This window comes from Cupriavidus sp. NPDC089707, assembly GCF_044748965.1.
Classification (GTDB): Bacteria; Pseudomonadota; Gammaproteobacteria; order Burkholderiales; family Burkholderiaceae; genus Cupriavidus.
Genome location: NZ_JBIVHB010000020.1, coordinates 103,856 through 114,746, shown reverse-complemented (window position 1 = coordinate 114,746; position 10,891 = coordinate 103,856). Strand labels below are relative to the sequence as shown.

Genomic DNA, 10,891 nt, shown 5'->3' with positions numbered 1-10,891 from the left:
CCCCTCCCCACTGTGCCCTCTCTGTTTTATCCCGGGGGGGGCGGCTTTTATAGCCCCCCCCCCCCCCCCCCCCCCCCCCCCCCCCCCCCCCGGCGGGGGGGGGGGGGGGGGGGGGGCCCCCCCCCCCCCGCGCCTGCAGCACCTATATCGCCTGCGGCACAGCCAGCGCCTGCCCTCTCCCCCGACCCCTCTCCCACTGCGCGGGAGAGGGGAGCCTTCTGCGGGCGTACGCGAGAGCCCGATGCTTTCAATCGCTCCACCACGCTTACCATTTCACCGTCCCCTTCTGCCACGACAACACCCCGTCCCGCGCCACGAACAGCAACGTAATCACCCCGGAAAACAGCAGCGCCATCAAGATCAGCGCCGCATACATGTTCACGTACGAGGCCCAGCCTTGCGCCCAGGTCAGGTACCAACCCAGCCCCGATTTCACGCCCATCATTTCGGCTGTCACCAGCACCGAGAACGACGCGCCCAGCCCCATGAACAGCCCGACAAACACCTGCGGCAGCGCCGCGGGAATCGCCACGCGCAACACCAGGAACCAGCCCGAAGCCCCAAGCGTGCGCGCCACGTCGTAGTAGCTCTTGTTGACGCCGGCGACACCGGACCACGTCAGCACGGCTACCGGGAAGGCGGTCGCCAGCGCGATCAGGAACACGGCCGCCGAATAGCTCGACGGGAAGAAGTAAAAGGTCAGGGGCAACAGCGCGGTCGAGGGCAGCGGCCCCAGCACGCGCAGCACCGGATGGACCCAGTAGCCGATGCGCCGCGACCAGCCGATGGAAACGCCGACCAGGAAGCCCGCCAGCCCGCCATACGCCACGCCCAGCCCCAGCAGTTTCAGCGTGTTGAGCACGCTGTCGCCGAGCCGGCGCCAGTCATCGACATAGACCTCGATCAGCGCCTGCGGCGGCGCGAAGAACGGCGTCGGCAGGATCGCGGTCTTGGCGGTCAGGATCTCCCATGCGGACAGCACCGCCGGCACTGCGGCCAGCCATGGGCCCGCCGTGCGCAGCGCGGCCAGCGGCCGCTGCAGTGCGCGCACATGCTGGCCGCCCAAGGCGAGCAACGCCAGCAGCACGGCGGCTGACAGCGCAGCCAGGCCCAGTTCCCCGGTATAGGCCCAGTCGCTGAAGCCCACCACCTGGTTGGGCCAGCGCCACGTCAGCGCGCCGAAGGCGGCCCATGCCAGCGCCGCGAGCAGCCCAACGGGCCAGATGCGTGCCGGCGCGGCGTCGTGCGCGGCGGTGTCGGAAGGCGCGGCGGCCGGCTGGCGCGCCAGCCGCGCATCGAAAGCAGGTTGGCTTGTCGTCATCGCTTACCCCAGTACGTTGGCGTACACATGCTGCGCCAGGCGTTTGGCATCGGTGGTTTTTTTCAGCACGCCGATGCGGCGGAAATCGTCGGCGTAGAACGCGATCTCGTCGCGCAGGTCGGCGCCGGTCGGGTGGTGGTTGTAGGTCAGCGTCGCGTACAGCTTGCGCAGGTCGTCCGGGTTGATCTTGGGCGAGTACCTGGCGAAGACCCTGGCGGCCTCGTTGGGGTTCTCATTGACGTAATCGGTGGCCTGCACGATGGCGCGCGCCAGCGACGCGGCGGCGGGGCGGTCATTGCGCACCAGTTCGCCGCGGGCGCCGACCACGCAGCACACCTTGCGCGCATATTCGCCGGTCAGGTTGGTGGCCAGCTCCACGTAGGCGCCGCTGGTGCGCTTCTCCAGCAGGTAGAGGTTGGGATCGCCGTCGGCGATGGCCTGGATCTCGCCCTTGTCGACCGCCACGCCGAGCAGGTCGGCCGGATACTGGCGCCATGTGATGTCCTTGTCCGGGTCAATGCCGTTCTTGGCCAGCAGGATGGTAAAGAAGTGCTTGCCGGGCGCGGCCAGGTCGCTGACGCCCACGGTCTTGCCCTTGAGGTGCTGCAGGCTGGTCACGCCCGCGGCTTTCGATCCCACCAGCCGCACGCAGCCGCCGTGCGAGCTGCCGATGATCTTGACGTCGAAGCCCGCCTCCAGCGGCTTGAGCCAGCGGTGGATCATGCCCACCGCGGCGTCGGCCTTGCCGGTGGCGATCGATTCCAGCAGCTGGTCGGTCGAGCCGCTGTAGTTGATCAGGTCGACCTGCAGCCCGTTCTTCTCGAAGAAGCCCTTCTCCTGCGCCACCACGACCGGCGTCAGGCAGAAAGAGTTCTGGTTCCAGGCGAAGGTCAGCTTGCGCGGCGCGGACCAGGCCTGGCGGCCGAGGATCAATGCGGGCGCGGTGATCGCGGCGGCGCCGGCAAGGCGCAGCACGCTGCGGCGGCGCGGGTCGGCGTCGTTGTGCTTCTGGCTCATGGAGAGACTCCCCGATTCTTGTTGTGGGTGTGTTGTTGTGGCGTATGGCTGCAGTGGTCAGGCGGCGCGGCGTTCCGCCTGGCTGGCGGCATCGTGCTGCGCCACCAGTTCGCGCACGCGCGGGATCAGCTCGCGGCCATAGTCGATGGCGTCTTCGAGCGGGTCGAAGCCGCGGATCAGGAAGGTGGTCACGCCCAGTTCGTAGTACGCCAGCAGTGCTTGCGCTACCTGCTCGGGCGTGCCGACCAGGCCGGTGGAATTGGAGCGCCCGCCGGTCTCGCGCGCGATCGCGGTCCACAGGCGCTGGTCGACGCGGTCGCCTTGGTCGGCGGCGGCCAGCAGCCGGCGCGCGCCTTCGCTCTGCTGCGGGCCGCCACGGCTGTAGCCGGCCTGCACGCGCAGCGCGCGGGTGCGCTCCAGGATGCTGTCGGCGCGCGCCCACGCCTTCTCTTCGGTCTCGGCCAGCACCGGACGGAACGAGACCGAGAAGCGCACGGTGCGGCCATGCCTGGCCGCCTCCGCACGCACGCGGGTGGTCAGCTCGCGCACCTGGTCGAGCGATTCGCCCCACAGCGCATAGACGTCGGCATGCTTGCCGGCGACCGTCACGGCCGCTTCCGATGCGCCGCCGAAGTAGATCGGCACATGCGGCTGCTGCGCCGGCTTGACTTCGGAAAAGCCCTGCGTGAAATGGTAAAAATCGCCAGCATGGTCGAACGGCCGCGGCTCGGTCCAGATGCGGCGCAGGATGTGCAGGTACTCGTCGGTGCGCGCGTAGCGCTGGTCATGGTCGAGGAAATCGCCGTCGCGCTGCTGCTCGCTGTCGGAGCCGCCGGAGATAAAATGCACGCCCAGGCGCCCCCCGCTGAACTGGTCGAGCGTGGCGATCTGGCGCGCCGCCAGCGTCGGCGCGGTAAAGCCGGGCCGGTGCGCCAGCATGAAATGGATACGCTCGGTCACGCTTGCGGCATACGCGATCGTCAGCGTGGCCGACGGCCCGGTCGAATGATGCGGCACCAGGATGTGGTCAAAGCCGGCCTGCTCGTGCGCCTGCGCAAAGTCGCGCACATAATCGCGGTCGATCACGGGGCCCGAAGGGGGATGGATCTCGGACTGCTTCTGGCTCTGGATCATGCCGATGAAATCGACGCTCATTTGTACGCTCCTGACTCGGTGATGGCGGCGGCGTGCCGCCCGGGTTTTGCATGGACTGGGGAGCAAAGTACGCCAGCGGCGCGCCGCGACTAACGAATAAAAACGACGGACCATATTCAATAAGCGTCGTTTCCGGAACGCGGCGGCAGCGCTACGCTATGCGGCATTCGTAGCGATCGAGCCCTTGCGGCTCTGCGTTGCCAGTCATCCCTCCCGGAGTTCCGTTCCATGTCTTCGATGTCTTCCCTGCGCCGCCTGCCCGCCAGCGACGCGCGTCTTGGCGAAGTGCTGGCCGGGCTGTCGGCGCGCTTTGCCGCCGGCGCCGCCGCGCACGACGCCGCGGCCAGCTTCCCGCATGACAATTTCCCGCAACTGCACGTGCATGGCCTGATCGCGCAGGCGGTGCCGCGCGACTATGGCGGCGGCGGTGCAGGGCTGGCACAGGCGCGCCGCATCATCGCGGCCGTCGCGGGTGGCGATCCGGCCACGGCGCTGGTGCTGACCATGACCTACCTGCAGCATCGCGCCATCGCGCGCCCCGATTCGCACTGGCCGCACGTGGTGCGCGAGCAGGTCTTTACCAGCGCCGTGCAGGACGGCGCGCTGATCAACGCGCTGCGCGTCGAGCCGGAACTCGGCTCGCCGGCTCGCGGCGGCTTGCCCAACACCATCGCCACGCAGGTGGCCGATGGCTGGCGCCTGAGCGGCCGCAAGCTGTACAGCACCGGCATTCCGGCGCTGCGCTGGCTGGCGGTATGGGCACGCACCGACGAGCCGCAGCCGCGCGTGGGCGTTTTCCTGGTGCCGGGGCCGGCCGCGGGCGTGGCCGGCGTGCGCATCGTCGAGAACTGGAACCACCTGGGTTTGCGCGCCTCGGGCAGCCATGAGACCGTGCTCGACAATATCTGGATCCCGCCCGACCACGCCGTCGATATCCGCCCGCCCGCCGCATGGGCGCCGGCAGGTGCGAGCCAGGCCGACATCGACGCCAATGCCGACCAGCAGGCGTGGATGACCGTGCTGCTCGGCAGCCTCTATGACGCCGTGGCGCGTGCCGCGCAGGCGTGGGTGCGCGGCTTCGTACACGAGCGCGCACCCGGCAGCCTGGGCGCGCCGCTGGCGACGCTGCCGCGTGTGCAGGAAACCATCGGCGAGATCGCCGCGCTGCTGCGGGCCAACCAGGTGCTGCTTGACGATGCCGCCGCGCGCACCGACGCCAATGCGCCGCCCGCCGGCGCCGACAGCGGCCTGCTCAAGTTCACCGTCACCGGCAACGCGATCCGCGCGGTGGAACTGGCGCTGCAGCTCGCCGGCAACCACGGCCTGAGCCGCAACAATCCGCTCGAACGGCACTATCGCGACGTGCTGTGCAGCCGCATCCATACGCCGCAGAACGATTCGATCCTGGTCGCCGCCGGCAAGCACCACCTGGGCCTGTAGGGGCATGCGTCGCGGGCATGAACGCGGCCGCCGCGCCGTGTTATGTTTGCAGCGGCAGCGCCCCACAGAGGGCCCGAAGACAGAATCACCCCCGGAGGCATTTATGAGCAGTTCCCCCGAAGCCAGCGGGCTGGCACCGCTGCGCGAATTCATCACCGGCCTGGCCGCGCTGCTGGACCAGCATCCCGACGAGCCGCGCATCCTGCGCGAGGGCGGGGCGCTGCTGGCGCGGCTGGTGGCAAACGACGACTGGCTGCCCGAGGCCTGGGCCGAGCCGCACCCCGAGTACTATCAGCAGCACCTGCTGCATTGCGATTCCGCCGAGCGCTTTTCGATCGTCAGCTTTGTCTGGGGCCCGGGGCAGCGCACGCCCATCCACGACCACACCGTATGGGGCCTGATCGGCATGCTGCGCGGCGCGGAAGACTCGCAGGCCTTCGTGCTCGACGCCGCCGGCCGCCCCGTGCCGCACGGTGAGCCCGTGCGGTTGCTGCCCGGGCAGGTCGAAGCCGTGTCGCCGGCGGTGGGCGACATCCATCGCGTCAACAACGTGCATGACGACCGCGTCTCGGTCAGCATCCACGTGTACGGCGCCAATATCGGCGCGGTGCGCCGCTCGGCCTACGCCGAGGACGGCACGCGCAAGCCATTTGTCTCCGGGTATTCCAACCCGACCCTGCCTAACCTGTGGGACCGTTCCCGCGAAGTCTCGAAGTCATGACCATCCAGCACGCCACGCCAGCCGCCACCACGGCATCCCCGACTTTCACCCGCGCGCAGGTGCGCCAGGCCCTGCTGGCCGGCGCCGAGATCGCGCTGATCGACGTGCGCGAGGAAGATCCCTTCGCGCAGGCGCATCCGCTGTGGGCCGCCAACTTCCCGCTGTCGAAGCTCGAGCTGGAAGCGTGGCCGCGCATCCCGCGCCGCGATACGCTGATCGTGGTCTACGGCGAACACGCCGGGGAAGACCTGGCGCCGCGCGCGGCGTCGGTGCTGCAAACGCTGGGCTATACCAACGTGCACCGGCTTGAAGGCGGGCTGGCCGCCTGGATCGCCGACGGCGGTGAAGTGTTTCGCGACGTCAACGTGCCAAGCAAGTCGTTCGGGGAAGTGGTCGAGGCGAAGCGCCACACGCCGTCGCTGTCCGCCGAGGAAGTGCAGGCGCTGATCGACAGCAAGGCCGACGCGGTGATCGTCGACGCGCGCCGCTTTGACGAGTACCAGACCATGAGCATTCCCACTGCCACCAGCGTGCCCGGTGCCGAACTGGTGCTGCGCGTGCGCGAGCTGGCGCCCGACCCGCGTACGCAGGTGATCGTCAACTGCGCCGGCCGCACGCGCAGCATCATCGGCACGCAGTCTCTCGTCAATGCCGGCATTCCCAACCCGGTGGCGGCGCTGCGCAACGGCACCATCGGCTGGACGCTGGCGGGCCAGCAGCTCGATCACGGCGCCAGCCGTCGCGCGCCTGCCGGGGTGAACAGCGACAACCGCGACAGCGCCCGCCGCGGCGCGCGCGAGATCGCCGACCGCGCCGGCGTGCGCCGCATCGCGCTTGCCGCATTGCCATCGCTGCAGGAGCCGGGGCGTACCGTGTACCGCTTTGACGTGCGCACGCCCGAGGAATTCGCCGACGGGCACCTGCCTGGCTTCGTCAATGCGCCGGGCGGGCAGCTGGTGCAAGAGACCGACCACAACGCCCCGGTGCGCGGCGCGCGCATCGTGCTCGCCGATGACGACGACGTGCGCGCCAGCATGACGGGCTCATGGCTGGCGCAGATGGGCTGGGAGGTCTGGGTGGTGGAGCCGGCCGATGCGGCCGCGCGCGGCGAGACCGGCGCGGTGGAGGCCCAGGTGCCGGTGCCGCCAGCCGTGCCGACGGTGACGCCCGCCGAACTGGCCGCGTGGCTCGACAAGCGCGCGGACGGCAGCACCGCGGTGCTCGATTTCACCGCCAGCGCCAACTACGTGAAGCGCCATATCCCCGGCGCCTGCTTCGTCATCCGCGCGCAACTGGCCGATGCGCTGGCGCGCATCCCGCCGGCACGGCGCTATGTGCTGACTTGCGGCTCCAGCCTGCTCGCGCGCTTTGCCGCCGCCGACCTGCAGCGGCTGACCGATGCGGAGGTAGTGGTGCTGGAAGGCGGCACGCAGGCGTGGATCGCGGCCGGGCTGCCGCTGGAATCCGGCGAGACGCACCTGGCGTCTGAGCGCACCGACCGCTACCGCCGGCCGTATGAAGGCACCGACAATCCGCGCGAGGCGATGCAGGGCTACCTCGACTGGGAGTTCGGGCTGATCGCGCAACTGGAGCGCGATGGCACGCACGGGTTCAGGGTGGTTTGAGCGGCGTTGGTTTGGGCGGCGCGCACACGTGCTCGTGCCGCCCCCGCTCCCGGAGCTGAGGCCAGGCCTGGCTCCGCGCACAGCCACGCGACAACGGTCGCGTGCGCGCTGGAGACCTCATGTCGGTCCAGGTCACGCAAGTGGGGACCCGTTGGCGTCGGCCTGTCAAGCCTTCAGCATCTCCGGGTGATTCGCATGCAGCCATTGCGAGGTCTCGTTCAGCATGCGCTCCGCAAGTGCCAGGGCCAGGCGCAGGTCGGGTGCCCTGACCGTGGCAAATCCCGTGTACTTCGAATTGCGGATCGATAGCAGGCCATCAAGTTCGTCCAGCAGCAACTGCCCGCCTTCGAGGGATCCGACCAGGCCCTCCAGTGCGATTCGATGGTGGCCATGTGCCGCGGATAGCCGGAAGCCTTGGGCGGCAAACACGGCAAGCGCCGCGAACAGGATGGCGTCGTAAGCGGCTTCAAACTTTGTCGGGTCGGAAACGCCACCGACTTTGGTGTCCTGGAATTTCTGCACGGCCGCGCGCAAGAGTTCCTGAACCATCTGCTTGTTCTGCATCCGCTCCGCTCGGACAACTTGCGGCTCCTCAAGTGCCAGCGTTGATGGCTTTCGTGCCGCCATGGGCCAATTCTCCTATCAGTAAAATCATCGGCTGTTGCATTACCCCGACCGCGAAACTGTTGCCGCCGGCCAGCATCTCCTCGAACTCGGACCGCGAGAAGACCGACGCATGGATGTCGCGGCCGTGCTTCCGTCCCACAGCTTTCAACAGGGCGTTGATGCGGATTGAACTGAGGTCCTCGCCCAGCACCAATACGTCAAGGTCTGACTCTGCCTTCTCCTCGCCGCGTGCCACCGATCCGAATATCGCGGCCACCTCAGTCTCCTCCGGGAGTGCCGCCCTGATGTCGTCAAGTACCGCATCGCTGCGCCGTACGATATCGGTCAGCCCTACCAACGCAGGGGATTCGGATGCGCGATAAAGCACATTTCGCCCATCCTGATGGCGTACTACAAGCCCCACTTCGGCCCATCGCCTTAGCCAACGGGTCACATTTCCGCTGTCTGCTCCGGTAAGCCGGGCCAGTTCCGCGGGTGCATATTGCTTCCCGGGACTCATGTAGAGCGCCCGAAGCAGGGCGAAGCGTTGCTCGCCCCCAAAGAGCTCGGCCAAAAGAGCGTTTCGCATAGCATCTAACTGTCTATTGAACAGCGATACTGTACTACATACAGTTTTGCTGTGTAATAGACAGTAACGCTGTCTAACGTACAATGTGGATCAGGCCGGCTCCTCGTTGCGATGGGATAGCCCTTGAGTCAACGACTTAAGCTAGCGCCTCAGGTTTTCGCCCGCCTGCAGCAAATGCCCAATTTCCAACTTCCACAGCCCATCTTCTGTCTTCTCTGGGGAACGAACGTAACGATTCTCTGTCAATCGTAATCGTTACGTTACAATGCTGTACCGCAGCACGGCGCGCGCCTTGTCAAAATGGCGCTTTCGCCTCGTGCTCCAAGCCCCCGACTCATGCGATTGATGTTCCTGCTGCTGACTGCCATGTGCCTGTCGCTGCTCTCCTTTGGGGCAGTGGCGGACGCGCGCGCGTCCGTGCAGCCGGAGGTCCAGGCCAGTACCGAACTGGCCGCGCTGCAGTCGGTGGACGACATGGGCCGCGTCATCGTCCCCGGTGATGATGGCCTGCATGATGACGATATCTGCGAAGACCCGCCTCCCGGATATTGCAATATCTGGTCGGCCGACCTGCTCGACCCGCTGGACCTGCTGGATGAAATCGAGGAATCCAGCGCCCTCTTTGCCTTGCCCCCGGTAAAGCTGCTGCTGCCCATCGGGGATGTCGCGCAACATCCCCCAGGCCGCGCTGAACCGCCGCCTTCGGCCTTCTTCCGGCCGCCGATTTCCCTTTCCTGAGCGCCGGGCGTTCCACGCCTTGCCGCTCCCCCGCGCGCACGCGCTGCCTCCGCAGCTGCCGTGCCGCGGGCCGCGCCCCCTTGCCTGATACCGCCAGCCTGCCCGCCGCTACCGCGCGCGGGTAAGCCGCTGCCGTTGTCCGTCCCGCCGTGACTCGCGCCGGGGCGCGCCGCGGCCATGGCGCAGGCGTCGTATTGCTTGCATTCCGGACTCATGACAACAACCAAGCTGACCCTGATCGCGTCGCTTTCGCTGCTCGCGTTCGCCGCTGCCCCGGCCCATGCCGCTGAGCAGGGCGCCGCGCCGGCAAAGGCTGCGGGCACTGTTCCCGCCGCCCCGGCCGCACCGCTCTCAAAGCCTTCTTCGAAGTCTTCCGCTTTGCTGCCCACGCCCGGCGCGGAACTGCTGGCCGCCACAGCCGTGCCGAAGGCAAATTCGGCACGCCCAGCCGGCGTCGCGGCCGACCCCGCTTTCTCGCTGCCGCAGCTGCTCGACATGGCGCAGTCGACCAACAAGGGCGTCGCCGCGGCCGAGGCCAATGTCGATGCCGCCAGCGCCGCCATCAGCAGCGCGCGCGCCTATCCCAATCCGCAGGTCGAAGTGATGTATGGCCGCCTGTCCGGCAAGCAGCCCGGCGTGACCAGCGGCAATGCCCCCAGCTACGCCGTGGTGCAGAAGCTGGACTACCCGCACCAGCGCAGCCTGCGCGAGGCCATGGCGTCGCGCGGCCTGGAGTCGTCGCAGGCGGCTCGCCAGGGCTTCCGCGCCGACCTCGCCGCGCGCGTCAAGACCTCCTACTACGACGTGCTGCGCCGCGAAAGCGAGCTGCATGCCGCGGAAGAAGACCTGGCGATGATGCGGCAGATCCACTCGCGCGCACGCCTGCGGGTGGAAGTGGGCGAAGCGCCGCGCTATGAACTGATCAAGGCCGAGACCGAACTGCTGGCCTCGCAGAAGAACCAGCAGACCGCCGAGCTGCGCGTCAACCAGGCCAAGGCCGCGCTGCGCCAGCAGGTCGGCGGCGCCATGCCGGGCCAGTTTTCGCTGGACGGCACGCTGGGACAGTCGCCGGACGTGCCGCCGCTGCCGGTGCTGCGCGACACCATGACCGCGAGCAATGCCGAGCTGGTCCAGCGCCGCACGGAACTGGAGCGCGCCCGCCTGGGCGTCGACTACCAGCGCTCGCTGCGCTGGCCGGAAGTGGCGGTGCGCGCCAGCACCGACCGCCAGCCCGACAACAACGTATCGCAGATCGGCCTGGTCATGACCATCCCGCTGTGGGACCGCCGCCGCGGCCCAGTGGGCGAGGCCACTGCGCAGGCGACGCAGGCGCAGAGCGCGCTGGAAATGCGCGAGTTCGAGCTGGCGCAGGAACTGGAATCCGCCTACCGCCAGTACGAGATCACGCAGGCGCAAGTGACCGCGCTGGAGTCCGGCATCGTGCGCGAGGCCGAGTCGGCGCTGGGCGTGGCCGAGGCCGCCTACCGCTTCGGCGAGCGCGGCATCCTTGACTTCATCGATGCCCAGCGCGTGCTGCGCAGTGCGCGCAACGAGCTGATCGCCGCCCAGTACGAGCAGCAACTGGCCGCCATCCAGATCGAAAAGCTCATGTCGACCGCCCCGGGCGCCACTGCCGCGCCAGGCCTGCCGCCGACCTCCACCATCGACCAGAAATAACC

At 68.3% G+C, this 10,891-nt stretch carries 10 protein-coding genes; 5 read left to right on the top strand and 5 right to left on the bottom strand.

Going from position 1 to position 10,891, the window contains the following annotated elements; translation table 11 throughout:
* Positions 1-265: 265 nt before the first annotated feature.
* Genes ACIP1U_RS25435 through ACIP1U_RS25425 form a run of 3 tightly spaced genes read right to left on the bottom strand, consistent with a single transcriptional unit; the run spans position 266 to position 3,493 of the window.
* A complete protein-coding gene (locus tag ACIP1U_RS25435) occupies positions 266-1,321 on the bottom strand; it encodes an ABC transporter permease (RefSeq protein ID WP_400320987.1) in 1,056 nt (351 codons plus the stop codon).
* A gap of 3 nt (positions 1,322-1,324) precedes the next feature.
* Positions 1,325-2,338: an ABC transporter substrate-binding protein gene (locus ACIP1U_RS25430; RefSeq protein ID WP_400320984.1), complete on the bottom strand. Its 1,014-nt coding sequence runs from the start codon at positions 2,336-2,338 to the stop codon at positions 1,325-1,327.
* 57 nt (positions 2,339-2,395) lie between these two features.
* Positions 2,396-3,493 carry an LLM class flavin-dependent oxidoreductase gene (locus ACIP1U_RS25425; protein WP_400320983.1) on the bottom strand — a complete coding sequence of 366 codons (1,098 nt, stop codon included), beginning with the start codon at positions 3,491-3,493 and terminating at the stop codon, positions 2,396-2,398.
* Between the two features lie 228 nt (positions 3,494-3,721).
* On the opposite strand from ACIP1U_RS25425, the gene ACIP1U_RS25420 reads away from it, so the two are divergent.
* The 3 genes from ACIP1U_RS25420 (at position 3,722) to ACIP1U_RS25410 (ending at position 7,279) form a co-directional block, all read left to right on the top strand.
* Positions 3,722-4,933: an acyl-CoA dehydrogenase family protein gene (locus ACIP1U_RS25420; protein WP_400320981.1), complete on the top strand. Its 1,212-nt coding sequence runs from the start codon at positions 3,722-3,724 to the stop codon at positions 4,931-4,933.
* Between the two features lie 103 nt (positions 4,934-5,036).
* A complete protein-coding gene (locus tag ACIP1U_RS25415) occupies positions 5,037-5,654 on the top strand; it encodes a cysteine dioxygenase (RefSeq protein WP_400320979.1) in 618 nt (205 codons plus the stop codon).
* Positions 5,651-7,279 carry a rhodanese-related sulfurtransferase gene (locus tag ACIP1U_RS25410; RefSeq protein WP_400320977.1) on the top strand — a complete coding sequence of 543 codons (1,629 nt, stop codon included), beginning with the start codon at positions 5,651-5,653 and terminating at the stop codon, positions 7,277-7,279. The genes ACIP1U_RS25415 and ACIP1U_RS25410 overlap by 4 nt, the downstream gene beginning before the upstream one ends.
* 165 nt (positions 7,280-7,444) lie before the next feature.
* On the opposite strand, the gene ACIP1U_RS25405 is transcribed toward ACIP1U_RS25410, so the two are convergent.
* Positions 7,445-7,906 (bottom strand): hypothetical protein, encoded by a 462-nt coding sequence (locus ACIP1U_RS25405; RefSeq protein ID WP_400320974.1) that lies wholly within the window; start codon positions 7,904-7,906, stop codon positions 7,445-7,447.
* Positions 7,872-8,459, bottom strand: a complete 588-nt coding sequence (locus tag ACIP1U_RS25400; RefSeq protein WP_400320967.1) for a nucleotidyltransferase domain-containing protein — start codon at positions 8,457-8,459, stop codon at positions 7,872-7,874. Before ACIP1U_RS25400 ends, ACIP1U_RS25405 begins: the two co-directional genes overlap by 35 nt.
* Positions 8,460-8,810: 351 nt before the next feature.
* Here ACIP1U_RS25400 and ACIP1U_RS25395 point away from each other — a divergent pair, with 351 nt between their 5' ends.
* Together ACIP1U_RS25395 and ACIP1U_RS25390 are read left to right on the top strand one after the other, a co-directional pair.
* On the top strand, positions 8,811-9,212 hold the full coding sequence (locus ACIP1U_RS25395) for a cobalt-zinc-cadmium resistance protein (RefSeq protein ID WP_400320965.1): 402 nt from the start codon (positions 8,811-8,813) through the stop codon (positions 9,210-9,212).
* Positions 9,213-9,425: 213 nt separating this feature from the next.
* A complete protein-coding gene (locus ACIP1U_RS25390; RefSeq protein WP_400320962.1) occupies positions 9,426-10,889 on the top strand; it encodes a TolC family protein in 1,464 nt (487 codons plus the stop codon).
* Positions 10,890-10,891: the final 2 nt, after the last annotated feature.

Bases quoted from the DNA above. Each gene is read 5' to 3' on its own strand.
- ACIP1U_RS25435 (WP_400320987.1), bottom strand. From the start codon at position 1,321: ATGACGACAAGCCAACCTGCTTTCGATGCGCGGCTGGCGCGCCAGCCG.
- ACIP1U_RS25430 (WP_400320984.1), bottom strand. From the start codon at position 2,338: ATGAGCCAGAAGCACAACGACGCCGACCCGCGCCGCCGCAGCGTGCTG.
- ACIP1U_RS25425 (WP_400320983.1), bottom strand. From the start codon at position 3,493: ATGAGCGTCGATTTCATCGGCATGATCCAGAGCCAGAAGCAGTCCGAG.
- ACIP1U_RS25420 (WP_400320981.1), top strand. From the start codon at position 3,722: ATGTCTTCGATGTCTTCCCTGCGCCGCCTGCCCGCCAGCGACGCGCGT.
- ACIP1U_RS25415 (WP_400320979.1), top strand. From the start codon at position 5,037: ATGAGCAGTTCCCCCGAAGCCAGCGGGCTGGCACCGCTGCGCGAATTC.
- ACIP1U_RS25410 (WP_400320977.1), top strand. From the start codon at position 5,651: ATGACCATCCAGCACGCCACGCCAGCCGCCACCACGGCATCCCCGACT.
- ACIP1U_RS25405 (WP_400320974.1), bottom strand. From the start codon at position 7,906: ATGGCGGCACGAAAGCCATCAACGCTGGCACTTGAGGAGCCGCAAGTT.
- ACIP1U_RS25395 (WP_400320965.1), top strand. From the start codon at position 8,811: ATGCGATTGATGTTCCTGCTGCTGACTGCCATGTGCCTGTCGCTGCTC.
- ACIP1U_RS25390 (WP_400320962.1), top strand. From the start codon at position 9,426: ATGACAACAACCAAGCTGACCCTGATCGCGTCGCTTTCGCTGCTCGCG.